Annotated in this window: 25 protein-coding genes, 1 tRNA gene and 1 pseudogene; 18 read left to right on the forward strand and 9 right to left on the reverse strand. The window is 53.1% G+C overall.

Features of this window, described 5'->3' with window-relative positions; genetic code table 11:
* The first annotated feature begins 179 nt into the window (after positions 1–179).
* The 10 genes from RAL91_RS21820 (at position 180) to RAL91_RS21865 (ending at position 10,111) form a co-directional block, all read left to right on the forward strand.
* The gene (locus tag RAL91_RS21820) at positions 180–1,181 is read left to right on the forward strand and encodes a tripartite tricarboxylate transporter substrate binding protein (RefSeq protein WP_306258355.1); all 1,002 of its coding nucleotides are present in this window, start codon (positions 180–182) and stop codon (positions 1,179–1,181) included.
* Positions 1,182–1,280: 99 nt separating this feature from the next.
* Complete coding sequence (locus RAL91_RS21825) at positions 1,281–1,763, forward strand: tripartite tricarboxylate transporter TctB family protein (protein ID WP_306258356.1); 483 nt, start codon at positions 1,281–1,283, stop codon at positions 1,761–1,763.
* Between the two features lie 3 nt (positions 1,764–1,766).
* Positions 1,767–3,440: a tripartite tricarboxylate transporter permease gene (locus RAL91_RS21830; protein ID WP_306258358.1), complete on the forward strand. Its 1,674-nt coding sequence runs from the start codon at positions 1,767–1,769 to the stop codon at positions 3,438–3,440.
* A 25-nt stretch (positions 3,441–3,465) separates the two neighbouring features.
* Positions 3,466–4,251: an SDR family oxidoreductase gene (locus tag RAL91_RS21835; protein ID WP_306258359.1), complete on the forward strand. Its 786-nt coding sequence runs from the start codon at positions 3,466–3,468 to the stop codon at positions 4,249–4,251.
* 37 nt (positions 4,252–4,288) lie between these two features.
* Positions 4,289–6,004, forward strand: coding sequence for a thiamine pyrophosphate-binding protein (locus RAL91_RS21840; RefSeq protein WP_306258360.1), 1,716 nt, complete (start codon positions 4,289–4,291; stop codon positions 6,002–6,004).
* Between the two features lie 15 nt (positions 6,005–6,019).
* Positions 6,020–6,373 (forward strand): NIPSNAP family protein, encoded by a 354-nt coding sequence (locus tag RAL91_RS21845; protein ID WP_306258361.1) that lies wholly within the window; start codon positions 6,020–6,022, stop codon positions 6,371–6,373.
* 15 nt (positions 6,374–6,388) lie between these two features.
* Positions 6,389–7,018 (forward strand): glutathione S-transferase family protein, encoded by a 630-nt coding sequence (locus tag RAL91_RS21850; protein WP_306258362.1) that lies wholly within the window; start codon positions 6,389–6,391, stop codon positions 7,016–7,018.
* An 82-nt stretch (positions 7,019–7,100) separates the two neighbouring features.
* A complete protein-coding gene (locus tag RAL91_RS21855; RefSeq protein WP_306258363.1) occupies positions 7,101–8,606 on the forward strand; it encodes an aldehyde dehydrogenase (NADP(+)) in 1,506 nt (501 codons plus the stop codon).
* Positions 8,607–8,611: 5 nt separating this feature from the next.
* Positions 8,612–9,568 (forward strand): aldo/keto reductase, encoded by a 957-nt coding sequence (locus RAL91_RS21860; protein WP_306258364.1) that lies wholly within the window; start codon positions 8,612–8,614, stop codon positions 9,566–9,568.
* Positions 9,569–9,796: 228 nt separating this feature from the next.
* On the forward strand, positions 9,797–10,111 hold the full coding sequence (locus RAL91_RS21865) for an antibiotic biosynthesis monooxygenase (protein WP_306258365.1): 315 nt from the start codon (positions 9,797–9,799) through the stop codon (positions 10,109–10,111).
* Between the two features lie 86 nt (positions 10,112–10,197).
* Here RAL91_RS21865 and RAL91_RS21870 read toward each other — a convergent pair whose 3' ends face one another.
* Positions 10,198–11,802, reverse strand: a complete 1,605-nt coding sequence (locus tag RAL91_RS21870) for an alpha/beta hydrolase (protein ID WP_306258366.1) — start codon at positions 11,800–11,802, stop codon at positions 10,198–10,200.
* Between the two features lie 144 nt (positions 11,803–11,946).
* Between RAL91_RS21870 and RAL91_RS21875 the strand changes: the two genes are divergently transcribed.
* The 6 genes from RAL91_RS21875 (at position 11,947) to RAL91_RS21900 (ending at position 17,027) form a co-directional block, all read left to right on the forward strand.
* Positions 11,947–12,270, forward strand: a complete 324-nt coding sequence (locus RAL91_RS21875; RefSeq protein ID WP_306258367.1) for a cupredoxin family copper-binding protein — start codon at positions 11,947–11,949, stop codon at positions 12,268–12,270.
* 75 nt (positions 12,271–12,345) lie between these two features.
* Complete coding sequence (locus tag RAL91_RS21880; RefSeq protein WP_306258368.1) at positions 12,346–13,293, forward strand: homocysteine S-methyltransferase family protein; 948 nt, start codon at positions 12,346–12,348, stop codon at positions 13,291–13,293.
* Positions 13,294–13,387: 94 nt separating this feature from the next.
* Positions 13,388–13,786, forward strand: a complete 399-nt coding sequence (locus RAL91_RS21885; protein ID WP_306258369.1) for a hypothetical protein — start codon at positions 13,388–13,390, stop codon at positions 13,784–13,786.
* Positions 13,783–14,394, forward strand: coding sequence for a glutathione binding-like protein (locus RAL91_RS21890; protein WP_306258370.1), 612 nt, complete (start codon positions 13,783–13,785; stop codon positions 14,392–14,394). The genes RAL91_RS21885 and RAL91_RS21890 overlap by 4 nt, the downstream gene beginning before the upstream one ends.
* A gap of 233 nt (positions 14,395–14,627) precedes the next feature.
* Positions 14,628–15,497 carry a LysR substrate-binding domain-containing protein gene (locus RAL91_RS21895; RefSeq protein ID WP_306263057.1) on the forward strand — a complete coding sequence of 290 codons (870 nt, stop codon included), beginning with the start codon at positions 14,628–14,630 and terminating at the stop codon, positions 15,495–15,497.
* A 273-nt stretch (positions 15,498–15,770) separates the two neighbouring features.
* Positions 15,771–17,027 (forward strand): MFS transporter, encoded by a 1,257-nt coding sequence (locus RAL91_RS21900; RefSeq protein WP_306258371.1) that lies wholly within the window; start codon positions 15,771–15,773, stop codon positions 17,025–17,027.
* A 119-nt stretch (positions 17,028–17,146) separates the two neighbouring features.
* Here RAL91_RS21900 and RAL91_RS21905 read toward each other — a convergent pair.
* Positions 17,147–17,250, reverse strand: a pseudogene (locus tag RAL91_RS21905) (IS5/IS1182 family transposase); the annotation flags it as partial.
* A gap of 581 nt (positions 17,251–17,831) precedes the next feature.
* On the opposite strand from RAL91_RS21905, the gene RAL91_RS21910 reads away from it, so the two are divergent.
* Complete coding sequence (locus RAL91_RS21910; RefSeq protein WP_306258372.1) at positions 17,832–18,527, forward strand: ferric reductase-like transmembrane domain-containing protein; 696 nt, start codon at positions 17,832–17,834, stop codon at positions 18,525–18,527.
* Positions 18,528–18,593: 66 nt separating this feature from the next.
* Here the strand turns inward: RAL91_RS21910 and RAL91_RS21915 are convergent, their stop codons facing one another.
* The 4 genes from RAL91_RS21915 to RAL91_RS21930 all read right to left on the reverse strand — a co-directional run bounded on the left by RAL91_RS21915 (position 18,594) and on the right by RAL91_RS21930 (position 20,665).
* A complete protein-coding gene (locus RAL91_RS21915) occupies positions 18,594–19,334 on the reverse strand; it encodes an IS6 family transposase (RefSeq protein ID WP_306263059.1) in 741 nt (246 codons plus the stop codon).
* Positions 19,331–20,110, reverse strand: coding sequence for a DUF6538 domain-containing protein (locus RAL91_RS21920; protein ID WP_306258373.1), 780 nt, complete (start codon positions 20,108–20,110; stop codon positions 19,331–19,333). The genes RAL91_RS21915 and RAL91_RS21920 overlap by 4 nt, the downstream gene beginning before the upstream one ends.
* 116 nt (positions 20,111–20,226) lie before the next feature.
* A tRNA-Leu gene (locus tag RAL91_RS21925) sits at positions 20,227–20,313 on the reverse strand.
* Between the two features lie 94 nt (positions 20,314–20,407).
* Entirely contained in the window at positions 20,408–20,665 is a 258-nt protein-coding gene (locus tag RAL91_RS21930; protein WP_306258374.1) for a FliM/FliN family flagellar motor switch protein, read from the reverse strand.
* A 90-nt stretch (positions 20,666–20,755) separates the two neighbouring features.
* Here RAL91_RS21930 and lipB point away from each other — a divergent pair, with 90 nt between their 5' ends.
* Positions 20,756–21,475 (forward strand): lipoyl(octanoyl) transferase LipB, encoded by a 720-nt coding sequence (lipB, locus tag RAL91_RS21935; protein WP_306258375.1) that lies wholly within the window; start codon positions 20,756–20,758, stop codon positions 21,473–21,475.
* A gap of 6 nt (positions 21,476–21,481) precedes the next feature.
* Here lipB and RAL91_RS21940 read toward each other — a convergent pair whose 3' ends face one another.
* The 3 genes from RAL91_RS21940 to RAL91_RS21950 form a co-directional block, all read right to left on the reverse strand.
* Positions 21,482–23,500 carry an acetyl/propionyl/methylcrotonyl-CoA carboxylase subunit alpha gene (locus RAL91_RS21940; protein WP_306258376.1) on the reverse strand — a complete coding sequence of 673 codons (2,019 nt, stop codon included), beginning with the start codon at positions 23,498–23,500 and terminating at the stop codon, positions 21,482–21,484.
* A 106-nt stretch (positions 23,501–23,606) separates the two neighbouring features.
* Positions 23,607–24,155 carry an NfeD family protein gene (locus RAL91_RS21945; protein WP_306258377.1) on the reverse strand — a complete coding sequence of 183 codons (549 nt, stop codon included), beginning with the start codon at positions 24,153–24,155 and terminating at the stop codon, positions 23,607–23,609.
* The gene (locus tag RAL91_RS21950; RefSeq protein ID WP_306258378.1) at positions 24,097–25,062 is read right to left on the reverse strand and encodes an SPFH domain-containing protein; all 966 of its coding nucleotides are present in this window, start codon (positions 25,060–25,062) and stop codon (positions 24,097–24,099) included. The genes RAL91_RS21945 and RAL91_RS21950 overlap by 59 nt, the downstream gene beginning before the upstream one ends.
* Positions 25,063–25,162: the final 100 nt, after the last annotated feature.

Raw genomic sequence — 25,162 nt, forward strand, 5'->3', positions numbered from 1 at the left:
TAACAATGTATCCATATTATGATTATTGTCATCTATATGAAAAAATGTCAGCATGCAATGAGAGCTGTGGAGGACTGTGTGCAGACGATGCATTCACTAAAGGTTCAGCTTGAAAAAGGGCCAAAGGCCCGGCATGGGCGCGCAAAGCGCAATGCACAGAATATCGGAGGAATTTGAGTATGAAAACATTCACATCCAAAATCAAAAAGGCAGCAGCGTCGACCGCAATGATTGCCGGGCTGGGGGTTGCCGGGCTGGGGATTGCCGCAACACCCGCCGCAGCGGTGGAATTGCCATGCGACACTGCACAACTCATCGTGCCCTGGGGTCCAGGTGGCGGAACAAGTGTCATTTTCGGCATTTTTGAGCAGGCCATCCAAAATTCAGATGCTGCAACAAAAATCAAAGTGGTCACAATGCCTGGTCAGGGCGGTGCGCTGGGCGCAAAAGAAGCTCATGCTGCCAAGCCGGATGGCTGCACATTGTTTGCCATTCACCAGCATTTGCCGGTGAACTACATCAACGGTGTAACCGACTTCAACTGGGACGGTTTTGAACCCGTTGCCATGCTGACGGACACACCGGAAATCATCGGTGCTGGTGGCCATGTCGCCTATGATGATCTGGAAGGTATGCTTGCTGCCGCCAAAGCTGATCCCGGCAAAATTCCGACCGGCGTTTCCATGGGCGCGACCAGTCACTTCCTCTGGATTATTCTTGGCTCCAAAACCGGTACAGATTTTGCTTATGTTCCGTTTCAGGGCGGCACTGCCGAACGTGTGACAGGCCTTCTGAATGGCACCATCGATCTTGGTGGCATCAACATGGCTGCAGCCCGCACCCAGCGTGGCGACGGCAATTTGAAAGCATTTGCCATTGCTGCAAACGAGCGCAGTGATCTCATTCCCGATGTGCCCACGCTGAAAGAACTCGGCGTCGACATGACCTTCTCTCTGACACGCGGTGTGATGCTGCCAAAAGGCACATCCAGGGAAATCGTCGATTATTGGGCAGAGATTTTCAAAGGTCCGACCGAAAACGCGGATTTTGTTGCAGAACAAGCGGCCAAGGGAACGTCCGTGGTCTACCTTGGACCAGATGACTACACCAAATGGTGGGAAGCAACGTCAGCGGATTTCGTCAACGCTGCCACAGAACTGAAAATGGGCCGTTTCCAGTAAACAGTCCTTGCGGGGTCCCCATGGACCCCGCATTTCATTACGCACTGAATTCAGTAGCGCGGCGTTGACCGCAACATTCAGCGCTCAAGGGATAGTACAATGCAACTGAACCGCGATACGGCCATCGCCATTGTTTCATTGCTGATCTGCGGTGCTTTGTTGATCAGCACATTTCAAATGCCTGATCCGATGTTCAATCAGATGCCCGCAACCTTGTGGCCACGCATGATCATTGGACCGCTGGTCATTTTGTCCCTGATCCTGCTCGTCAGGGCGCAAATGGCAGACGCTGATACAAGTACACCCATCAGAAGCCTGCCGGACTGGTTCTCTTACTACAAGAACCCGATCATCTGCTTTGTCCTGTTCTTCCTGTTTCTCGTCTCCATGCCGGTGCTGGGCATGCTCATCGGAGGTCTTCTCTACGTCTTCATCACGCTCAGCGTGCTGGGCGGCTGGTCACCACAATTGATGTTGCGCCACGGATTGGTATCCGTGTTTTTCGTCGTTGGCATGTGGGCCATTTTCACGCAATTGCTCGGGGTCTTCCTGCCCGAAGGCATCTTGCTGAGAGTCTATTAGACCATGGACCTGTTCACCAATCTGGGCCTTGCAAGCGCTGAGCTGTTCTCGATCACCACGATGGCGCTGATGATGCTCGGCACCCTGGTCGGTCTGCTGGCCGGTGCCATTCCCGGATTTACAATCGCCATGGCCGTTGTTCTGGTGCTGCCCTTCACATTTGCCATGTCGCCCGTGCAAGGCCTTGCCACCATGATCGCGGTCTATGTCGGCGGCCTGTCCGGTGGGTTGATGTCCGGCATTCTCACCGGCATTCCCGGCACGCCTTCGTCTGTTGCCACAACATTTGACGGCTACCCCATGGCCAAGGCTGGCAAGCCTGGTCTGGCGCTCGGCATTGGAGTCTGGTCATCCTTCTTCGGCGGCGTCATTGCCTCAATTATCCTGATGCTGATTGCGCCGCAGCTGGCCCTCATCGGATTGGAATTTCAGCCCGTAGACTTCTTTGCGCTGGTTATATTTGCACTGACTGTCACAGCCAGTCTTGCTGGCAATGAGATGCTCAAAGGTTTGATCGGCGCTCTGTTTGGCCTGTTGATTGCCACCATCGGCAGCGATGTTGTCTTTGGCCTGCCGCGCTTTACCTTCGGCATTGACGAAGTTTCAAAAGGCTTTGCATTCCTGCCGGTGCTTGTCGGCCTGTTTGCCTTCAGCCGATTGCTGAACGATATCCGCGATCCGTCCTCGGCCTCCAAACGCCTTGGCGGAGATCAATCGGCCAATGTTGTCCAAATTGACTACATTGCGTCCGCCAAGGTGGTTCTGTCGCGCTGGACCAATGTTCTGCGCTCTTCACTGCTCGGCGTTTTCGTCGGGGTGCTGCCCGCTGCCGGCAGCACGATTTCCAACATTCTGGCTTATGATCAGGCCAAGAAAGCCTCTAGGGAACCGGAGACATTTGGCAAAGGTGCTGTCGACGGGATCATCGCACCGGAATCCGCTAACAACGCCACCGCTGGCGGCGCGCTGATTGTCATGATGGCGCTGGGACTGCCGGGCGATATCATGACCGCCATTATGCTGGGCGCCTTGCTGATCCATGATGTGATCCCAAGTCCGTCCTTCATCACCGACGAGCCAACAATCGCCTATTCGATTTTCCTGGCCTTCTTCATCGCGAATTTCATGATGTTGTTCCTGCAATCATTCACCCTGCGCGGCTTTGTGCTGGTGACAAAGGTCAAGATGTACATGCTGACGGCGGTCATCCTGTTCTATTGCGCAGTGGGCATATTTGCGCTCAACAACATCGCCTATGACATGTGGACATTGTTCATATTCGGTGTTCTGGGCTTCGTCATGCGTGCCCTTGGTTTTCCCATTGTACCAATCGTGCTGGGCGTCGTGCTGGGACAGATTGCTGAAACTCGGCTCAGCCAGGTCTTTGCACGCGGCGATGGGCTGGACGTCTTCTTCACACGTCCATGGGCACTGTTCTTCATTCTGCTGAGCGGTTTTTCCATCATGTTTCCGTCCTATCAGAAGCATATCGGCAAAAAACAATGGACCCGTTTCTTCCTGCCGGTATTGCTGATCGTGATGTCCCTACCGGTCTTCATGATGCCGGGTTACATAAGGCCGGTCATTGCCGGTCTCATGCTGGCAACCGGCATAGTTCAATTGGTCCTGCGGCTGAGAAAACCTGCTCCCAAGCTCGATCAAACACCAACAATCTGACACCACCCTTATTTGGAGAACTGCTATGGATTTGGGCCTCAAAAGCAAAACAGCGCTTATTCTGGGCGCATCCCAGGGATTGGGCCACGCGATTGCTGAGAAATTGGCAGCCGAAGGTGCAAACCTCATTCTGTCTTCGCGCCGTCTGGAGGCACTTGAGACAGTGGCCAGGGATCTGTCCTCAAAATATGGCGTAGACGTTCAGTGTGCGGCCATTGATCTGACGGACGCCACGCAACTGGAGGCGTTTTGTGCGCGTATTCGCAATGAGTTCAAGCCTGATATACTGCTTAACAATGCTGGCGGCCCACCACCCTCGCCTTCCACCGGCGTTGCTCCCGATGTCTGGAAATCAGCAGCGCAAGGACTTTTGTTCAGCCTCATTCAGGTGACAGAAGCAGCTGTTGAGGTGATGCGTGCAAAAAAATGGGGTCGCATTGTCGCCATTGGCTCGTCAGGTGTTGTCCAACCCATTCCAAATCTTGCAGTGTCCAACACAATCCGGGGCGCCATGGCCGGATTCTGCAAGACGCTTGCCGCCGAAGTTGCCGGTGATGGCATCACAGTCAACATGATCCTGCCCGGCAAAATCGATACGGCCCGTGTCGGACAATTGGACACGGCGCGCGCCAAGCGGGAAGACAAAACGTTGGAGCAGGTTCGCACGGAAATCGCCGCTTCCCTGCCCGCCAAGCGTTATGGCAGACCAGAAGAATTCGCCAGTGTTGCAGTTTTTCTCATGAGCGAACCAGCGGGCTATGTCACCGGTCAGATGACACGGGTTGATGGCGGAATGATCCGCAGTATCTAAAACAGTATCTAAAGCAGCTAAAACAGGAACGTCGGACATGCCTCTTTCTCAAAAAAATACAGCACCTGCTGCGGTTGAACGGCCCGGCGGCCATATTCTGGCCGACCAGTTGAAAATACTGGGTGTCGATACAGTATTCTGCGTACCGGGAGAAAGCTTTCTTGACCTGCTGGACGGGCTTTACGACCACACAGACACCATCAAAACCGTGGTGTGCCGCCACGAAAGCGGTGCCGCCAATATGGCCGACGCCTATGCCAAAATGACCGGAAAACCGGGCATATGCGCAGTGACGCGCGGCCCGGGCGCGACCAACGCATCCAACGGAATCCACACCGCCTTTCAGGATTCCACTCCCATGATTGTCCTGATCGGTCAGGTTGGACGCGGAATGGTGGACCGCGAAGCGTTTCAGGAAATGGATTATCGGCAGGTCTTTGGCCAGATGTCCAAATGGGTGGCGCAAATTGAAGATGCCAGCCGTATCCCTGAATATCTGTCCCGTGCCTGGAAGACCGCCATGTCTGGACGCCCCGGACCGGTCGTCCTTGCCTTGCCTGAGGACATGCTGTCCGAAATGGCATTAGCCCAGGATTTGCAGCCCGGTATTATCACACAGCCCGCCCCTGCGCCTGAAGCCATTTCCAAGTTGGACAACTTACTGAAAAGCGCGCAAAAGCCGATGCTGCTGCTGGGTGGTCCTGGTTGGGACGAAAAATGTGGCCCCAAGGCACTGGCGTTCGCAGAGCGCATGGGCCTGCCGGTTACCACGAGCTTTCGGTGTCAGGATTATGTCGATAATGATCACCCCAATTATGTCGGCGTGGTTGGAATTGCGCCCGTGCCAAAGCTGCGCAAACGCATAGCCGAGGAAGTGGATTTGTTGATAGTGGTCGGCTCTCGTCTGGGAGAAATGACGACGCAGGGCTATTCTCTCATCAATATACCTGACCCGCAAATGACCTTTGTCCATGTGCATCCCGGTGCCGAGGAACTTGGCCATGTCTATAATCCCGATCTTGGCATCGTGTCGTCTGCTGCTGAGTTCCTGGACGCATTGCAAACAATTGAAACCGGTGATGGTAAACAGCGCTGGGGCAAGTGGGTCGCCGAACAACGTGCAGATTATCTGGACTTTCTGGAGCCAACCGAGGTTCCGGGCAATGTGAACATGTCGAAAATCATTCGCCATTTATCAGCTGAAATGCCCAAAGACACCGTGCTGACCAATGGCGCGGGCAATTATACGGTCTGGGGCCACCGGTTCCACAAACACCGTGTCTATCGCACCCAATTGGCGCCCACCAGCGGGTCCATGGGCTATGGAGTTCCTGCGGCCATTGCCGCAAAAATCGCATCACCCGATCAGCCTGTGGTCTGCCTTGCCGGCGATGGGTGTTTCCTGATGACGGCTCAGGAGCTGGCAACCGCAAAACAATACAATCTCGATATCATCTATCTGGTCGTCAACAACTCCATGCTTGGCACAATCCGGATGCATCAGGAACGCCATCATCCGGGCCGCACCATAGCCACCGACCTGCAGAACCCGGATTTTGTTGCTTACGCACAATCTTTTGGCATTTCTGGAGAGAAAGTTGAGCGAACAGAAGACTTTGCCGCAGCCCTTGATCGCGCAAAATCCGCCAAGGGAGGCTATCTGATTGAACTGATTGTTGATCAACAGGCGTTGACACCGGTGCAGACACTGGCAGACGTCACCCAACAGGGCCTCAGCGGACAAAAAAGCTGACATACGGAGAAAATCATGATCGTCGAACAACGAACTTACACGTTGCAAATTGGTGCAGCGCCAAAATATCTTGAGCTCTATGAAGCAGAGGGTCTGGCCATTCAGCGCGCTATTTTAGGCCGCATGGTGGGATATTTTTCAAGCGATATTGGTGCATTACATCAAATCGTACATATGTGGGCCTATAGGGATTACGCAGAACGCCAAGAACGTCGCACGAAACTGGGTGCGGACCCGCGTTGGAAAGCCTATATCCCCAAAGTCCGCGAGCTTCAGATTGCGCAGGAAAATAAAATTCTGATCCCGGCCTCGTTCAGTCCATGGGGACAGGATGATCCTTCGCTCGATATGGCAACAACGAACAGCTAAACTAAGGATACAAAGATGATCGACTTTTATACCTGGACCACTCCCAATGGCCGCAAAGTTTCAATTCTGCTGGAAGAGTTGGGAGTGCCGTATAATGTCCACGCCATCAATATCGGTCAGGGCGATCAGAAAACGCCAGAGTTTCTGAAAATCGGCCCGAATAACAAGATCCCTGTCATCGTTGACAGTGATACAGGCGTTTCCATCATGGAGACCGGGGCCATCATGATTTATCTGGCTGAGAAGCATGGGAAATTCCTGCCGACAGACCCGCTGAAAAAGATCGAAGTCATCGAATGGCTGATGTGGCAAATGGGTGGGCTTGGCCCAATGCTTGGTCAGGCGCATCATTTCCTGCACTTCAATCCAGGCAAAGCTCCCTATGCCGAAGAACGGTTTGCAACTGAAGTGAAACGCCTCTATGGCGTACTCAACACACGCCTTGAAGGCCGTGAGTTCATTTGCGATGAATATTCGATTGCCGATATGGCTTGCTGGCCGTGGATTTCGCGCTACGAGTGGCAGGGCATCGATCTGGCGGACTATCCAAATGTCCGCGCTTGGTATCAGCGTCTGCTGGCGCGTGAAGCCGTACAAAAGGGCTATCACGTCCCGAAAGTCATGGGTGAAATCCCTGCTGGCTGAACCAAATTTTTTAATCTGATCTTCGGGGGCCGTTTCTCGGCCTTCATCCACACTTATTTCTATACAAAGGACACACAGACACATGTTAATGGGAAAACACCTCATCGCTGGCAACTGGGTTGGCGGAGACGCAGAGTTTCAGAACATGCCGGTTTCCGGCAGCGCCGATAGTTTTGCGGTCGGCACACCCGATCATATTGATCAGGCCGCCCGCGCCGCAGAAGATGCATTCTGGTCCTATGGATATTCCTCACGGGCCGAGCGCGCCAAATTCCTGCGCAGCATCGCCGATCAAATTGATGCACGCGGCGATGACATCACAGCAATGGGCGTGAAGGAAACCGGCCTGTCGGAAGGTCGCTTTGCTGGCGAACGCGGCCGCACCGTGGGCCAATTGCGCCTGTTTGCAGATCATATTGAAGCCGGCAACTATCTGGATCGCCTCCACGATGAAGCCTTGCCAGACCGCGCACCTTTACCACGCCCGGATTTGAAAATGGTTCAGCGCCCCATCGGCCCTGTTGCCGTCTTTGGTGCATCGAATTTTCCTTTGGCATTCTCCACCGCCGGAGGGGACACCGCTGCGGCCCTCGCAGCAGGTTGTCCAGTTGTCGTCAAAGGCCATTCGGCGCATCCCGGTGTCGGCGATATTGTCGCTCAGGCAATACTGGCGGCGATTAAGGAATGCGGAGTGCATCCAGGTGTGTTCAGCCAGGTCCAGGGTGGCAACCGCGCCGTTGGCCAGGCCATTGTGCAACACCCATTGATCAAAGCCGTTGGCTTTACCGGCTCGTTGACAGGTGGTCGCGCCTTGTTCGACCTGTGCGCCGCACGCCCCGAACCCATTCCATTCTTTGGCGAATTGGGCTCCATCAACCCGATGTTCATTCTCGATACCGCGCTGGAACAACGTGGATCGGCGATTGCAGAAGGCTGGGCCGGATCACTGACCATGGGCGCAGGCCAGTTCTGCACAAACCCCGGCATTGCTGTGATTACAGAAGGCAAACAGGCAGAAGCCTTTGGCGAGGCTGCTACAAAAGCACTGTCCGCTGTCGGACCACAAACAATGCTCACCGACGGCATTGCAGACGCCTATCATCAGGGGCGTGACCGTGTTGCAGCCCATGAAGGTGTTCGTGATTTGCTGACAACCTCATGCGACCAGCGCAATGCAACACCATATCTTTATGCAACAACCGCCGAAAAGTGGCTTGCCAATGAAGAGCTGGGCGAAGAGGTCTTCGGTCCGCTTGGCATGATCGTCACGGTCAAGAATGCAGAAGAGCGGCAGACCGTCGCAAAAGCCCTTCAGGGTCAGCTGACCTGCACCATTCATATGGATGATGGTGATACGAAAGATGGCCAGGCTCTGATGCCAGTGCTTGAACGCAAGGCTGGTCGCCTGCTGATCAATGGCTTCCCGACCGGTGTGGAAGTCAGCGATACGATGGTTCATGGCGGCCCTTATCCCGCTTCGACCAATTTCGGCGCAACTTCGGTTGGCACCCTTTCCATCCGCCGCTTCCTGCGCCCGGTCTGTTATCAGAACATGCCGGATGCTTTGCTGCCAAAAGATCTGGTGTAAAGCACATGCAATTTGTCACGCTTGGCAAAACGGGATTGAACGTCAGCAGCGCAGGTTTGGGCTGCGGCGGTCACTCACGGCTTGGCCAGGCCTATGGCAACAGCACAGCCCAATCCATCGCCATAATTCATGCGGCGATGGATATGGGCGTCAACTTTATCGATACGGCCACCGCCTATGGCACTGAACCAATTGTTGGGGAAGCCATAAAGGGCCGACGCGACGAAGTGATCATTTCTACAAAGCGCACGATTTTCCAGCAGGGCACATCGCCAACCGGAAATGAACTCCTGACCGGCGCTGAGTTCATCACCGGCGTGGATGACAATCTGAAACTGCTGGATACAGACCACATCGATATTCTGCATCTGCATGGTGTTTTCGCAAACCAGTATGATCATTGCGTCCAGGAACTGGTACCCGCCCTTCACACACTGCAAGAGCAGGGAAAAATACGGTATCTCGGTGTGACGGAGCGCTTTATCCGTGACACCGACCACACGATGCTGTCACGGGCACTGAAAGATGATTTTTGGGATGTGGTGATGACCGGGTTCAACATGATCAACCCGTCAGCCAGACACACCGTCCTGCCCAAAACACAAGAGAAGAATACTGGCACACTCATCATGTTTGCCGTCAGGCGCGCCCTGAGCGACCCGCAAGCCACCGCCGAAATCATTAATGAACTGATCTCAGCCGGCTTGATTGAGCCCTCTGATCTGGATCCTGAAAACCCTTTCAGCTTCCTGCTGGCCCCCGACATTGCAGGCAGCGTAACGGAAGCTGCCTACCGGTTTTGCCGCCATGAACCCGGCGCCCATGTGGTTCTCACCGGCACGGGCTCATTGGATCATCTGAAAGAAAATCTGGAAGTGCTGCAAATGCCGGCATTACCAACCGAGGCGCAGGACAAATTGCGGAATGTTTTTGGCAATGTGGACTCGGTGTCAGGAAACTGACTGCCGTAGTCATTTGGCAGCCTCTCGGAGCCACGGCTCACATGCTGGCTAAAGAAGAATGTGCCGTTCCAGCACTTGCAGCACCATTTCAGGCGACGCCCAAAGACGCGTCAATGTTTTACGATCCCCGTTGAAATCAGACGCTAATATCAGGCGCTGATAAAGGCGGCAAGAACTGGAAAACAACCCTATATAACCTCAACCGGACAATCAGGAAAGAAGGCCCGAATGTATATTGCAATGAATAGATTCCAGATCAATGACGGACAGGAAACGGCCTTTGAGGATATTTGGCGCAATCAGAATTCAAGCCTGAAACAAGTGCCGGGCTTCAGAGAATTTCATCTGCTCAAGGGGCCTGTTGATAAGGCGACAAAAGCGACGCTTTATGCATCCCACACAATCTGGGAAAGCCACGACGCCTTCGTGGACTGGACCAAATCCCAGAATTTCCGGGATGCTCATAAAAATGCCGGAACCAATAAAGGCATTTATGCCGGGCATCCGGTGTTTGAAGGGTTTGAAGCTGTTCTGGATGAATAACGGCTTTCAAGCCGCCTGATGGCTTAAAAGCATTTCCTGAAACTCGCGTGCAATGGTGCCCACTTGGAACCGCGAACTAGAATATTTTAAATTCCGTGTTCCGCCAAAAACCGGTTCGTCTCATCCAGACAAGTCGTCCAAGCTGGTTCGTGTCCCAAAAGAATGTGATTTTTACTTTCAAGCGGCACGAACCGAGCACCTGGAATGCCAGCGGCAACTTCTCTGCCTTGAGCCAGGGAAATACGCTGATCATCCTTTGAATGAAACACGATGGTTGGCACTTTGACCTGGGGCAGAAGATGCCGCACATCTATATCGGCAAAAGCCTGCTGAAAGCGAACCGCATTTTCCGGTGACGTTGTTTGGCGTTGAAACTCGTCGAACCAATCCAACTCTTCAGGTTTTGCATCCGGCATGAAGGTTTGCGAGAAGATATGTCGATAGGCCGGGTTGTTGGTGCCCCATCCATGCTTTGTCAGGGTCATCACGGCTTCGCGGCGTTCCTGCTCTTCCGCTGTCGCGCCAATACGCCACCCGCTGGCATATCCCGAAATCAGAATCAGCGCAGATACCCGTTCAGGATGACGCACAGCATATTCGATGGACACGGCACAGCCTTGAGAAATCCCAAGCAGTGGGAATTTTTTCAACTTCAGCGCATCGACAACTGTTTCCAGGTCACTGACAAAGGCGCCTTGGCTGATGTCATCAACATCCCAATCAGACAATCCATTGCCACGTTCATCATAACGGATGAACGTTCGACCATCGGCGCAGGCCTGGAAAATATCGCCCCAAATCGGGCTGTCCCAATCGAGTTCCAAATGGTTCAGCCAGTTGGCAGCTTTTACAATCGACGGCCCCTCACCGACTGTCGCATAAGCGATGCGGACATTGTCACCGGTGCGGCAAAACCCGATATTCTGATTGAGCAGTAACGTTCGTTTTGGCGCGGCTTTCGGCTCATTCTGGGGCTGGGCAACCGGGCGCGTTTCAAAGTCGGCGCTGGTCTCCAAACCAGCTTCACGCATCTCGGTGGTAAATACATGGATAAACTGTGTTGCTTCAGCGTTTTGTCCGGTTTGGCGAAGGAGCGAAACATAGACCTCAGCTGATTCTGAGCTAAACGGATCGGCCTCGGCCCACCGTCTGGCCCAACTGACCGCTTCTGTCATACTGATGTCTGGATGCAGGGCCAGTCGTCTCAGGACATTCAATTTCAGCAAATTTACATCTTCGCGCTCGGCCACCAACCAACTGGCAAACGCATCCTGACTGCCATAGCCAAGCCCATCAAGCAGCGCATTGCCAAGTGTCGCAGCCATGTCCCGCAATTCTTCCGGCGGCATGAATGGCGGATCATCAAAGAGACGTTTTCGAATGATGACGAAATCAACTGAGATATCTGACGTATCTATTTGAACCCGTTCCCGATCCGCAATTATGCGCTCGGTTCCCTCGCTATTCAGCACGCCGCGCAATTTACTAAGCGACCACCGAAGTGCGCCACGCGGGTCATCCGGAACATTCCAGAACAGTTCACAGAGACGTTCGCGGCGGTGAGGCCGCGCAGTGACAGCAAGATAGGCCAGTAGCGCACGCGTCTTGCGCGAAGAAGGCAGCTTTATTTCGGCACCGTCTCTCTCTACCGACAGGTGTCCCAGGGTCTTGATGAAGATTTTATTGCTCATCGGAAACCGCACTCCAGATCTGTTTAACACGCTTTCGGACGCAAATTTAAACGGTTTTTACCACGGTCATGCACACGCAAACAACTGATTGATGTTTTCAGACAACGGCATCGGTCGGGGTCCCACTCAAACGGGAGAAAATACATGTTTGGAAATATTGTTATGAAGACGCTCGGCGCTGTACTGCTCACAGTGATGCTCGCCGGTAACGCACTTGCCGCAGAGCATACCGTGCGTATCAAAGGAATGAAGTTTCAACCAGCGAATTTATCAGTCGCAGCGGGTGATACAGTCACGTTCATTAATAATGACAATGCACCCCATACCGCAACGGCAAAAGATGGCAGTTTCAGCACGCCACGCCTGGGCAAAGGTAACAGTGCCAAAATCAAAATCTCCAAATCCGGAGCCTTCGACTATTTCTGCGCGGTTCACCCCCGCATGAAGGGAAAAATCGTTTCAAATTGACAGCTGCTACCGGTGGGCGGTTAAGCGCCCTTCTTCGTCCACCGTTAGACATGTCATGAATGAGGAAAACTGATTATGAACGCGCTTGCAAAACTCACAGACAAAAATCATCCAGTATTTCTCACTGACGCTGGTCTCGAGACCTGGCTGGTCTTTCATCGTGGCATTGAATTGCGTGATTTTGCCGCGTTCGAACTTATCCATTCGGAAGCAGGCAAAGCTGCGCTCGTGGAATACTGGACCGAATTTCTGGCATTGGCGCAGAGCCAAAACAGGGGATTCATTTTGGATACACCGACTTGGCGCGCCAGTCCTGACTGGTGTCAAAAACTGGGTTTTGACCTCCACGAAATGGAGGAGATCAACCGGGATGCGACCGCTTTCATGCGCCGCTTCAAAGAGAAAAGCCCGATCAACGCTCCGCTGGTCATCAACGGCATTATAGGCCCTCGCGGCGATGGCTATGTACCCGGCCGGCTGATGAGTATTGCTGCAGCTCGCGCCTATCACAGCGCGCAGATTACTGCACTGGCAAAGGCTGGTGTTGACATGATTTCGGCTCTGACAATGAACAATGTTGCTGAGGCTGTTGGCATTGCCATGGCCGCGAAAAACGAAAACATTCCATGCGTCATAAGCTTTACCGTCGAGACCGATGGACGCCTGCCGACAGAACAATCGCTTGCCGACGCCATCCATGAGGTTGACGCAGCCACAGATAATTATCCGCTGTATTTTATGGTCAATTGCGCCCATCCCGATCATTTCCGGGACGCTGTGCGCGAAGATGCCAAATGGTTGCAGCGCATTTGCGGTATTCGCGCCAACGCTTCGCGCATGAGTCATGCCGAATTGGACAAGGCTGAAGAGCTGGATGAAGGCAATCCGCAAGAATTGGGCAGCCTTCATAAAGAGCTGTTTCGCCTGCTCCCGAACATTCGCGCACTTGGTGGGTGCTGCGGCACCGATCACCGGCATGTGGCCTGTATCGCCAATCATATTCCCCGGTATCAACATACCTGATGCGATGAAACAGCACTGCAGAGACATTGGAGCCTGAGAATCCCCGCCGTAATCAAACTCGGTCTGCAGCCAGCATATTTGATGAGATTTCAGAATGAAACTGACCCGAATTGATCACGAGAGCCATGGTGAATCGTATTTTTCAGATCACGCCTGGGAGCTTGAGAGCGGAAGCTTTACCCCGCCATCGCCGGCGGGGTACTTCACGACCCCACAATTGGCAACAGATAGCGTTTTGATGATGCATCACCCTGCTGGCTATGTGGATGACTGGCACACGGCACCGGCGCCCGTTCTTGGAACTGTTCTGAACGGGCAAGTCTGCATTCAGACCAGTGATATGGAAACCCGAATTCTGCAGCCGGGCGAGCAGTTTCTTGCTTGTGATCTGTCGGGCAAAGGGCACCGGATGTCTGAAGTCAATGATGGTGCCTATGATCTTGCACTGGTTGTTCTGAAATCAATTCCGACCACAAAACCGATCACCGGGTGAACCTGTATGTCTTTCCCGGCGCTTGTTCGCTCGCAATCAACATTGCGCTGCGGGAAGCGAACATTCCGTTCCATCTGATCGAGGTGGACTATGAAACGCGAAGCCTTGTTGATGGGACCGACTTTCGCACCATCTCTCCGAAAGGGTGTGTTCCAGCTTTGCAATTGGACAATGCGACCTGCCTGACGGAAAGCATCGCGATATTTGACCACATTGATTTTTGTGCACCCGAAATTCGCTTGCTGGGGAACCGCGGAACCCCGCAACGTCAAGCGGCCCTGGAATGGTTAAGCTTCATCGCAACCGAAATTCACAAAAGCTTCAGCCCGTTATTTCGACCCGATACGCCAGCGGAATTCTCAAAACTGGGGCGACGCCACTTGGAAAAAAGACTGTCTGTGGTTGAAGATGAGCTTTCAAAACATCCATATGTCGCCGGACACCACCCATCAGCTGCAGATTTTTACCTTTTTACACTGTGTCGATGGATGAGTGATTTGGGGCTTTGTCTCAAGGACTGGCCCGGTATTTCAGCACATTCCGACCTGATCAGATCGCGCGAAACTGTTCAGCTGGCCCTGAAATCAGAAAACCTTTGCACCGACTAAAAATCGTGCAGACGTAACGCGCAGAATGAGATTGAACTCCGCTCACAGCGGATTTATGCACCTGAATTGCAGCCTTGTTTTGAGTTTGCGGCCCTAGGTGTGGTTTCCAGAACCGTGAACAACCTCTTTGGAAACCACACCTAGACATCTCCGTATCATTCGAATATCAAATATATAGAATAGGATAGTTTCGAAAGTCAGAAACCTTGATTAGAAACTTTGATATAGACGCGTTGAGATCAATGGTTGTGGGTGTGGAGCTTGGTAGCTTCACGCGCGCCGCCTCCGAGCTGGGTCGTTCACAATCGGCTATCAGTATGCACATCAAGAAATTGGAGGATCGAGCTGGCAAACCGCTGTTTACGCGACAAGGTCGGGGGCTGGTCCCAACAGAGTCTGGTGAACAACTTTTATCCTATGCTAGAAAGATCATTGCTCTGAATGATGAAGCTGCGGTTGCATTGAGTGTAGGTGAATCGGAAAGCTATATAAAACTCGGCTTGCCACAGGATTTCTTTGACGCAATCCTGCCAAAAACAATCAAAGAATTCACCTCTGTGGTCGAGAACGTTCATGTGGATGTTCGTGCAGGTCGCAATTTTGCTTTAGAAGAAGATGTTTATTCTGGCCGCCTTGACGCAGCGATTGCATTTTTCCCTGTTGGTTCAAAAGGGCATGGAGAACTGCTCTTTCAGATGCCCACCTATTGGTTTGCCGGGCGTGGACATGGGCAGAGGCAAGCCACCCTCAAGAGACTTCCGCTTGTTCTCTTCGATCATCCCTGTCTCTTTCGCACCAATGCACTGAGAGCACTGGAACAAGACCAACGCCGCTGGCGGGTTGCTCTAACAACTCCAAGTCTCTCAGGTATCTGGTCAGCGGTCCAAGCAAATCAGGGACTAACCTCCAGAACCCCCTATCGTGTACCTCAAGAACTCGAACGCTTACCTGTGGGTCTTGGTCTTCCAGCCACAGAGCCAATCGAGGTCAGGTTACTTGTTTCAGAACGTGCGTCTCCCGCATCTTTGGCACTTTGCAAAGTTCTTCGTAAGGTAGCGTTGCGAGAGCTTTCGCAGCATGAGCTTGAGGCCGTGGTCGCCTGATCACTCAAAGATCTTGATAATGATCTAGAGCCCAACTCTGTGTCGTTTCCGCTAGAAAACACCGTTAACTGGAGGTCCCGATGAAACTGGGTATCGCCAAATTGTTGGCAGCAGCCCGTTTTGGCTGTCGATCCCATTGGGCAGGGCATCCAGCGCAAACATATAAACTCACTTCAAGAATTCGAAAGTGACTTATCAGAATAACCCGTGATACGAAAGTGATGAACTTTGTTAAAGTAAGTTGGTAATGCAGAGCAGAGAGGCGCACAAACGATGGAAACCCGAACCGTTGGCCCTTTGTTTAACCCTGTTCTGATAGCCGGATGCATTATCATTCTGGTGAGTTTTGCGGTACGAGCGTCTTTCGGGGTTTTCCAGATTCCAATTGCAGAAGACTTCAATTGGATGCGGTCGGAGTTTTCCTTCGCGATCGCGATTCAAAACCTGTTCTGGGGTATAGGGCAGCCAATTTTTGGCGCCTTTGCCGAGAAATTCGGGGATAGAAAAGCTATCGTCGCGGGTGCCGTTTTTTACTCTGCCGGATTGCTTTTGTCTTCATACGCGATCACGCCAGGCCAACACCAAATCCTGGAAATTTTGGTTGGCTTCGGAATTGCAGGGACTGGTTTTGGAGTAATCCTGGCGGTCGTTGGGCGCGCAGCGTCCGATGAAAATCGCTCGCTGGCTTTAGGAATCGCAACCGCAGCTGGTTCGGCTGGGCAGATTTTCGGTCCGCCACTTGCTGAGGCCTTGCTACAACAAATGCCATGGTCGTCAGTTTTTGTCGTCTTCGCTTTCATCATTTTGTTATCGTTGCTTGCGCTTTTATATATGGGCGAGGTTCCTCTGCTCAAACCCCAACTGCGCGATGAAAGTCTGCGCAGGACGATAGGTCGAGCGATTAAAGACCCTACTTTTGCTATGATATTTGTAGGTTTCTTTTCTTGTGGGTATCAACTTGCATTCATCACAGCTCACTTTCCTGCATTCATTACAGAAATGTGCGGAGCCATATCACCTGGCAGTTTGATAAGTTCTATAGGAATTACAACTACTTCAGCACTGGGCGCGTTGGCGATCGCCCTAATCGGCGTGTCGAATATCGGAGGAACAATTCTGGCGGGTTGGCTTGGTAACAAGGTTTCGAGAAAGTATCTTTTGGTTGGCATTTACATCGCACGAACTCTCGTCGCCGCAATGTTTATTTTGACTCCGATGACCCCTGAATCTGTGGTCTTGTTTTCCATTGTAATGGGCTCGCTATGGCTGGCAACAGTCCCTTTGACCTCCGGTCTTGTCGCCCAAATTTATGGACTGCGCTACATGGGGACGCTGTACGGATTGGTGTTCTTTTCACATCAGTTAGGCGGATTTCTGGGTGTTTGGCTGGGCGGTCGAATGTACGATATGTATGGCGACTATACCTTGGTTTGGTGGATAGGAATCGGTGTGGGTGCCCTATCAGCTCTCATTCACATCCCGATTGACGAACGTCCAATTGATCAACGCTCAGATGTTGCTATCGCGTAGAGGAGTGAGGTCACGAGCAATCGTCGGCATTAATTCCACATGCGTCTGAGAAAAATCTCAAACGTGCAAGCCGCAGACCCAACTTAACTGAAGATGTTTATAGAGAACGCCCGTGTCTTCCGTTTCCAGCGATCATACAGCGTCTTGGGTGGACCATACCAAGAGGGTGCGTCAGACCAGCGAACCCATTGCGATTGATGAAGATTATGCCACTCAGAAGACGCTCGACTGAGCATCCGGCGCATCTGCTCCGCCCCATCGGAGGCGTTTGCGCAGCAAACTGACATGAGATCGATAATAGTGCACCTCGGAGGAGAAACTTCGAACATCCTGTTTCAAACTTTGGAGGAATGGAGCACCTATCTCAACGCAGAGGAAGTTGATCTTTCAGAGCCATCCGCAGAGGCACAGAAGAAGCCTGTTGAGAGCCGCGCCCAGCACTTGAAACTCTCATTATGAGGAAGGATGGCAAATTTCAGGGTGATAAGGCTGTTGGTGCGGTGTTTGCGGACGCTGTCAAGTCTCAGCGCAACAATCAGCGAAACCGCCTCGCGTAACCGACGAAGAAATGGCGACTTTAAAACATCTATCTGCTGGATTGAAGATAGCAAAATCTCGGCGTCAGCGTTTGTAAAATGGGGTCTGTTGCATTAACGTCCATGAAACTGCAATCTGATCCCGCAATTGTTATCTATGCGGCGATCGCCATCACTTCGGTTTTTGGGTTTCAGCGGCTATATCTCTCAAGATGGATCGCACCGGCTCCAACATGAGCAGCCGATTTCAATAACAATAGAGGTTGAGATGACGGCAGCAATTTTGAATACGAAAGCCTGGTGGGTCCGCCATCTGATTGTGATTGTCCTGGCTGTGATCGGAACGGCGCTGTTCCTGTACAGCCGCGCCGAATGGTCGCCTATGCATCGCTGGAACCGGGCGGTCGGGGACATGTCGTTGGTGCTTGTCGCTCTGGCGATGGCGCTCGGCCCAATGTCGCGATTGTGGCGTAGCTTTGTTCGTTGGGTGCCCTATCGCCGCGAACTGGGGATCTATGCGGTCATGCTGGCGCTGGTCCATTTCACGATCATCCTGTTCGGCTGGGTCGAACTGGACCTGATGCGTCTTGTCGGATTTGAGTTTCATCCGAGTCTGCAGCGGTACGTCATGGTGCAGCACGGCTTCGGGCTGGCCAACCTGGTGGGCGTGCTTGCGTTGCTTTACGGAGCAATCCTGGCGGCAACATCGAATGATCGCAGCCTTCGCTGGCTTGGCAGTTCGGTCTGGAAATTCGTCCAGCAGGGGACTTATGTTTTATGGTGGCTGTCGGTCATTCATACTGGCTACTTCCTGTTCATGCATTTCCTCGATTTCCACCGACAAACGCCTGAGCCGAACTGGTTCCAGTGGCCTTTTGTCGGGCTGGTCACAATCGTGCTAGTGCTTCAGATCGCGGCGTCTTTGACGACCTGGCGCAATGGACGCAATCGTGCCATGGCGTAACCGTTTTAGATGGGTCTGTTGCATTAACTCGGTTGAGACGGAACTTTGCCGGTTTTCCTGACTTGGTCAGAAGGTTTGAGCGAAGAGCCGCTCAATGAAACAGATTTCGCCTGCGACACCAGGAGCCTTGTTGCGAACATGGCCATTCTTAACGCTGCGAAAGATCTCGATACCTTTCAACGCATCTTTGGCGGCGCTCAGTGATTTGAACCCGCGCATTGGCGTAATTAGCTTTTTCAATGCGGCATGATCTGATTCAATGCGATTATTCTTCCACTTCCGATCAATGTGCACGATTTCCTCACCTGGGAACGACCATTCATTCATCTTTGAGACTACCTTGGCGTAGCTGTGAGCCTTGTCCGAAATCATCGTCATCGGTTGATAAAACCGGGCATTTTCTCGCGCTTGACGGAAGAAAGCCCGTGCTGCTTTCGCATCTCGCTTCGCGGTCAGCCGAAAGTCGATTAACTGGCCGTTTTGATCGACAGCGCGCCAGCGATATCGCCATCTACCGCCGACACGAACGTATGTTTCATCAACATGCCACGCGAGGCCGCGACAAGTCCTATGATGGAATGATCGTTTGGATATCTCCGGGCCGAATTTGCGGACCCAGCGGTATATGGTTGCCGCATCCACACTAACTCCCCGTTCTTCAAGCAGATCTCGGACATCGCGGTATGAAAGTGCAAAGCGACAGTACCAGCGTACGGCTGTCAGAATGACATCGCGGGAAAACCGGTGCCGTTTGAAAGGTTCGTGCGTTTCATATTCATGCTCCAGATCACAAAACGCAAATATCAGTCAGTTTTATCAGTTAATGCAACAGACCCCGCAAAAGACATATTTCTAAATGGGTTAAGCCGGACTTCTTCGCCTATGTATTTAAAATACTCGGTGAATAATTTGCGCATGTTGCCTAAATCACGGTTGGCGGACGATGCAGAAAATCCCTTCAATTGATCCTTCGTAGAAACCCTATCAAGCCACCACTTATAAAACTTTCGGGCGTCTTCCCGGCTTATGTCCTCAAGCGGAATGTCACCCACAACTTTGTTGAAATTGTTGACCGCCCGCTGTTTCACCTTTTTCCAAGACGCACTTTGCGATTGTGATTTGCCGGTCAATTCACTGGCGGCAATTTCATCGACGTATATATCAAAGGCTTCAGTCAGTTTCAGCTTCGGACGAGAGACCCTCCCCAACAGCGCCTCTGTGGTTGGAACATCTTGCTCGCTTTTGATGGTCTCAATACGGTCGAGTAACTCACCCACGCTGGCTGTACGGGCAAGCTCTCCCGCCGGAGCGTAAGTGAAACCCAGCAGGCTGGCGCGTTCCAAAGCTGCCTGGTACCGCTGCAACGCGGACACCCCACTCTTGCCCGTAACGAGGGCAGACCAAAAAAGCTCGTCGGCGCGCTCCAATTCATCACGCTTGTCTCGTGCAATAGCGATGTTGTCAGTATTGAGCGCGAACCGAATGACACCTCGCGAATCCACGTGTGCGAGTTTCCGCGGCACGCGGCGTGCGTAGTAGTATCGAAAATTTCGTTGCTTGAGGTGTCGATCACGGTCGCGCATGAGCCATCCGAATTCAAATTGTAGCTCAATTCAACGCGACTTGGGTGCACCAAACCATCGCCATCCCATATAACGCAATTAAATCAATGATGCAGGGGGAATAAAAATTCTAATGATGGTGCGGTCGAGAAGACTCGAACTTCCACGGGTTTTACCCCACAGCGACCTCAACGCTGCGCGTCTACCAATTCCGCCACGACCGCACTGTACACGAAACCGGGCACCAAGTGTGCCCTGCAACCGCTCATCTATCAAACCTTTGACCGGTTCACAAGAGGCTTGTTCGTCCTGACTGATTTATGCAGCTTCCGCCGGGCTTTCTTTATGAGAGCGACCATGAACATGCTTGATTTCAATGGCAACCTTATCGCCTTGCAGAACCACCTGCACATCGGCAACCGGCATCCCGTTGGCAAACAGGACCAGGTCCTGGTCCGCATCGGTGTTCAGCGCAATGACGGCACCGCGGCCCATCCGCAACAATTGATGGACCGGCATATGAGTGTGGCCAAGGCCAACGGCAAGGTCTACATCAATGACGTCGAGGGTCGCCATAAGAGGGCTCCATCTGATAAGGACTTATCGGCCAAGACCGATTGCAAAGCAGTATGCTCATACCTGTTTTGCGGAATTTAAGGTAAACAAATGATTAACGAACGGGCAGAGATCGCACTGGACTTGAAACGAATTGCGCAGCAACCCCCAATTTCAGGGGTTGAGCACGTTGAATGGGCCATCAGCAATCATCCGGTCCCTTATGAAGAAGCGCTGCAACGCATGGAATCACGTGCTGCAGACATCGCTTCCCATCAAACACCGGAACTGGTCTGGCTGCTTGAGCATCCGCCCCTTTACACCGCAGGCACAAGCGCGCAGTCGGAAGATCTGCTGCTGCCCGATCGCTTCCCGGTTTTTCAAACCGGACGCGGCGGACAATACACTTATCACGGGCCTGGGCAGCGCATCGCCTATGTCATGCTCGACCTGGGAAGCCGCACGCAGGATGTGCGCCGCTTTGTGGCCGTTCTGGAACAATGGGTCATCAACACGCTCGGCACGTTTGGCATTACCGGTGAGCGCCGGGAAGACCGGGTCGGGGTCTGGGTTCGGCGACCGGAAAAATCACCTTTGCCCGATGGCACTATGCGGGAAGACAAGATTGCCGCCATTGGCATTCGCCTGCGTAAATGGGTCAGCTTTCACGGTATCAGCATTAATGTGGAGCCGGACCTGACGCATTTCGATGGTATTGTGCCCTGCGGCGTAGCAGGGCATGGCGTCACCAGCCTTTTTGATCTGGGCGTGACGGCAACCATGGAAGATGTCGATGTCGCGCTACAGCAGGAATTCAAGCGTCTGTTCTAAGCCGGCTCAGCTTTCAAATTCCATGATAATGGCATCCACAGCCAGACTGTCCCCGGCAACGGCATGAATGGCTGACACGGTTGCATCGCGTTCAGCACGCAACACATTTTCCATTTTCATGGCTTCAACAACGGCCAGGGTCTCCCCGGCTTTGACCGGTTGGCCCACTTCCACCGAAACAGACACCACCAAGCCCGGCATGGGACACAACAGCAGATTGGATGTATCCGGTGCTTCCTTGACAGGCATCAGTGCATTCAGCCGCGCCTGCGCGGCGGGCAAAACCCGCGCAGTGGAACCAATTCCGCGCCAGTTGAGAGCCATACCACCTGGCGCATTGGCAATCTGCACCAGCAACGGTTCATCATTCACCATCCCGCGCCACAACGCAGCTCCGGCACGCCAGGACGCTGTAATCTGATAGGGTTCAGAGCTGTCGGAAAACACCAGTTGAAGCGACGATGTCTCGCCCGCAACAAATCGCGTCACATCCATCTGGAAAGCGTAGTCCCCAAGCGCAACAGACCAGCCTTTGGGCACAGCGCCTGTATGGGGTCGAAGGCGGCCTGTCATGTGATCCAACCGGTCCTTGCGCACCAGCTCCAGTGACAGCGCGGCGCAAGCAAGTTTGCGCGCCGTCTCTTCAGACAAATCCGCGCCTTCAAAGCCTTCTGGATATTCCTCGGCAATAAAGCCCGTAGACAGCTCTGCTGCTTGCCAACGCGGATGATCAAAGAGAGCCGCCAGAAACGGAATATTGTGGCCAATTCCTTCAACGACAAATGCGTCAAGCGCACCAGCCATGGCTTGATTGGCCAGGTCACGCGTGGCCCCATGACTGCACAATTTGGCAATCATCGGATCGTAAAACATGGAAATCTCGCTGCCTTCAACCACCCCGGTATCCACGCGAATAGTGGAAACCCCGTCGAATGTCTCGGCTGGCGGCTGAAAACGCACCAGACGGCCAATCGAGGGTAGAAAATTGCGATAGGGGTCTTCCGCGTAAATGCGGCTTTCCATCGCCCAGCCATTGATGCCGATATCGCTCTGCTGCAAGGACAATGTCTCGCCAGCGGCCACACGGATCATCTGCTCGACCAGATCGACATCCGTGATCAGCTCAGTCACAGGGTGCTCCACCTGCAGCCGAGTGTTCATTTCAAGAAAGTAAAAACTTTTATCCTGCCCGACAACGAATTCCACAGTGCCCGCTGTGTCATAGCCAACAGCGTGCGCCAGCGCACAAGCCTCCTCGCCCATCCGTGCTCTGGTCTCCGGGTCCAGCAGAGGCGACGGCGCCTCCTCAATCACTTTCTGATTGCGGCGTTGAATCGAGCATTCACGCTCGTTCAGATGGATGACATTGCCGTGCTTGTCACCCAGCACCTGAATTTCGATATGGCGTGGGTTCTCAATGAATTTTTCTATGAAGATGCGGTCATCCCCAAAGGACGATGCCGCCTCGGAGCGGGCCCGCTCAAAGCCCTCCAACGCTTCATCATGGTTCCAGGCAATCCGCATGCCTTTACCGCCACCACCTGCGGAGGCTTTGATCATCACCGGAAATCCGATTTGGGCGGAAATGCGCGCAGCGTGTTCTGCATCCCTGATCGTATCAGGCGCGCCCGGCACGGTCGAAATACCAGCCTCGGCGGCAACAATTTTGGACCGGATCTTGTCACCCATATCTTCAATGGCCCTGCGGTTTGGGCCAATAAAGACAATGCCGGCTTCGTCAAGCGCCTCTGCAAAGGCTGCATTTTCTGACAGGAACCCATAGCCCGGATGCACAGCTTCCGCACCGGTCTGGCGACAGGCCTCTATGATCCGATCAATCCGAAGATAGGATTCAGCGGCAGGCGGCGGGCCGATATGGACAGCTTCGTCTGCCATCTGCACATGCAGCGCATTCCGGTCCGCATCAGAATAGACAGCCACAGTTGCAATGCCCATGTGTTGGGCCGTGCGCATGACGCGACAGGCAATTTCACCACGATTGGCAATCAGGATTTTCTTAAACATGGGCGCAATACTGCTGGGCTGCTGGGTTTTTGTTCAGTACAGAGTAAATGCCCAAAGGTTGGCGAGCAAGCGCCAGCCTATTGAACTTTCGATTGGGTCACTTCGTCTAAGAATTACTGGCGGCGACAGGGACAACAATCAATGTTGCACTGTCTGTCTGGCTGATCTCAATCTGCGTTCCGGCTGTCAGGTTTGGCCCCCGGACACGCCACAGCGTATCGCCAATGCGCACACGCCCTTCCCCACCCACAATTGGTTCAGTCAGCGTAAACTGTCGTCCAATCAGCGCCTGACCGCGTTCATTCAAATGGGGTCGATCGGATGTCGTTTGCTCGGCAGAAAACAGTCTGCGGCCCACCAGCAGAAAAACAAGTGCAAGCGCCGCAAAACCAATCCAGGCCACCTGCCATGACAAATCAACAACCAAGGACGCAATGCCGACCACCAGCGCAGCCAGACCAAGCCAGATCAGAAAACTGCCCGGCATGGCCAATTCCAGCGCCAGCAAAACAATGCCGCCAATCAACCAAGCCCAGGGCCCAAGGTCTGAAGCCAGTTGCACGATGTAGGAGCCATTATTTTCCATCAGCGCAGTCTCACTGTCCTGTGTCAGGCTGGCGCGAACCGCCCTTGCGTGTGGAATTTTTACTATCACCAAAAGCTTCGCGTGCGATTTCGGCAACGCCGCCAATAGATCCGATCACGGCAGCGGCTTCCACCGGAAGCATCAACACTTTCTGGTTCGGCGCACTGGCAATAGCCTGCAGCGCGTCGACATATTTTCCGGCAACAAAATAATTGATCGCCTGAATATCACCGGCAGCAATGGCATCGGAAACAACTGTAGTAGCTCGGGCTTCCGCTTCGGCCTCACGCTCACGCGCCTCTGAATCCCGGAAAGCGGCTTCACGGCGGCCTTCAGATTCCAGAATCTGGGATTGCTTTTCGCCTTCAGCGCGCAGAATGGCCGACTGGCGCATGCCCTCCGCTTCCAGAATGGAGGCACGTTTTTCCCGTTCCGCCTTCATCTGGCGGCCCATGGCCTCAACCAGATCGCGCGGTGGGTTGATGTCCTTGATTTCAATACGTGTGATTTTCAGGCCCCAGGGCGAAACCGCCTGATCGACCACCGACAACAATCGGGCATTGATCTCGTCACGATTGGACAGCAATTGATCCAGGTCCATAGACCCCATCACTGTCCTGATATTGGTCATGGTCAGGTTCAGAACCGCATTCTCAAGTCCGGAGACCTCATAGGCCGCCTGTGCTGCATCCAGCACTTGATAGAAGGTCACACCATCGGCAGTGATGGAGGCATTATCCTTGGTGATAACTTCCTGGGACGGCACGTCCAGCACCTGCTCCATCATATTCAGCCGAGCACCAATCCGGTCAATGAAAGGTACAAGAATGTTGAGGCCGGGCTTCATGGTACGGGTGTAACGACCAAACCGTTCTACGGTATAATTGAAGCCCTGCGGCACCTGTTTGAGTGTAAAAAACAGGACGACGACAAGCAGAACGACCAAACTCAATACAAATACGTCAAAACCGAACATCAAAGTTCCCCATACCAGATACCAGGCAGCCAAAACCCGCCTGCTTTCACCATTATTCTCATTGGTAATATATGGGGCTTTTATGAGACTTGTACAATCC

Source organism: Pararhizobium sp. IMCC21322 (assembly GCF_030758295.1).
In the GTDB taxonomy this organism is placed as follows: domain Bacteria; phylum Pseudomonadota; class Alphaproteobacteria; order Rhizobiales.

Coding starts and splice junctions, on each gene's coding strand:
- RAL91_RS21860 (WP_306258364.1), top strand. CDS start 8,612: ATGCAATTTGTCACGCTTGGCAAAACGGGATTGAACGTCAGCAGCGCA.
- RAL91_RS21880 (WP_306258368.1), top strand. CDS start 12,346: ATGAACGCGCTTGCAAAACTCACAGACAAAAATCATCCAGTATTTCTC.
- RAL91_RS21835 (WP_306258359.1), top strand. CDS start 3,466: ATGGATTTGGGCCTCAAAAGCAAAACAGCGCTTATTCTGGGCGCATCC.
- RAL91_RS21885 (WP_306258369.1), top strand. CDS start 13,388: ATGAAACTGACCCGAATTGATCACGAGAGCCATGGTGAATCGTATTTT.
- RAL91_RS21820 (WP_306258355.1), top strand. CDS start 180: ATGAAAACATTCACATCCAAAATCAAAAAGGCAGCAGCGTCGACCGCA.
- RAL91_RS21875 (WP_306258367.1), top strand. CDS start 11,947: ATGTTTGGAAATATTGTTATGAAGACGCTCGGCGCTGTACTGCTCACA.
- RAL91_RS21830 (WP_306258358.1), top strand. CDS start 1,767: ATGGACCTGTTCACCAATCTGGGCCTTGCAAGCGCTGAGCTGTTCTCG.
- RAL91_RS21920 (WP_306258373.1), bottom strand. CDS start 20,110: ATGCGCGACCGTGATCGACACCTCAAGCAACGAAATTTTCGATACTAC.
- RAL91_RS21900 (WP_306258371.1), top strand. CDS start 15,771: ATGGAAACCCGAACCGTTGGCCCTTTGTTTAACCCTGTTCTGATAGCC.
- RAL91_RS21950 (WP_306258378.1), bottom strand. CDS start 25,062: ATGTTCGGTTTTGACGTATTTGTATTGAGTTTGGTCGTTCTGCTTGTC.
- RAL91_RS21865 (WP_306258365.1), top strand. CDS start 9,797: ATGTATATTGCAATGAATAGATTCCAGATCAATGACGGACAGGAAACG.
- RAL91_RS21930 (WP_306258374.1), bottom strand. CDS start 20,665: ATGGCGACCCTCGACGTCATTGATGTAGACCTTGCCGTTGGCCTTGGC.
- RAL91_RS21855 (WP_306258363.1), top strand. CDS start 7,101: ATGTTAATGGGAAAACACCTCATCGCTGGCAACTGGGTTGGCGGAGAC.
- RAL91_RS21825 (WP_306258356.1), top strand. CDS start 1,281: ATGCAACTGAACCGCGATACGGCCATCGCCATTGTTTCATTGCTGATC.
- RAL91_RS21910 (WP_306258372.1), top strand. CDS start 17,832: ATGACGGCAGCAATTTTGAATACGAAAGCCTGGTGGGTCCGCCATCTG.
- lipB (WP_306258375.1), top strand. CDS start 20,756: ATGATTAACGAACGGGCAGAGATCGCACTGGACTTGAAACGAATTGCG.
- RAL91_RS21845 (WP_306258361.1), top strand. CDS start 6,020: ATGATCGTCGAACAACGAACTTACACGTTGCAAATTGGTGCAGCGCCA.
- RAL91_RS21840 (WP_306258360.1), top strand. CDS start 4,289: ATGCCTCTTTCTCAAAAAAATACAGCACCTGCTGCGGTTGAACGGCCC.
- RAL91_RS21870 (WP_306258366.1), bottom strand. CDS start 11,802: ATGAGCAATAAAATCTTCATCAAGACCCTGGGACACCTGTCGGTAGAG.
- RAL91_RS21940 (WP_306258376.1), bottom strand. CDS start 23,500: ATGTTTAAGAAAATCCTGATTGCCAATCGTGGTGAAATTGCCTGTCGC.
- RAL91_RS21850 (WP_306258362.1), top strand. CDS start 6,389: ATGATCGACTTTTATACCTGGACCACTCCCAATGGCCGCAAAGTTTCA.